Genomic DNA, 320 nt, shown 5'->3' with positions numbered 1-320 from the left:
CGCAGCCGGTAGGAGCTGGTGCCGGTGTTGATGATGTGGGCGTTGAAGGTCAGCCGGTCCACGACGGCCGCGGCCAGGCGGGGGTCGGTGAAGGTGGCGCCCCATTCGCTGAACGGGGCGTTGGTGGCGCAGGCGATCGAGGCGCGTTCCTCGCGTTCGGTGATGATTTGGAACAGCAGCTCGGCCCCGCGGGCGTCGAGGTGGACGTAGCCCAGTTCGTCCAGGCAGAGCAGGTCCAGGCGTCCGTAGCGGCCCACCACCCGGGAGAGCTGCTTGGCGTCGGCGGCCTCGGCGAGCTCGTTGACCAGCGCGGCGGTGCT

At 70.3% G+C, this 320-nt stretch carries 1 protein-coding gene; it reads right to left on the bottom strand.

What is annotated here, in order from left to right; genetic code table 11:
• Positions 1–320: ATP-binding protein (locus Q0817_RS20020; protein ID WP_298592256.1), on the bottom strand; the 320-nt coding region annotated here is incomplete at both ends.

This window comes from uncultured Kocuria sp., from assembly GCF_947500125.1.
Lineage (GTDB): Bacteria > Actinomycetota > Actinomycetes > Actinomycetales > Micrococcaceae > Kocuria.
Note: the sequence above shows the minus strand (reverse complement) of the source record. Positions and strands in the feature narration are given on the sequence as shown.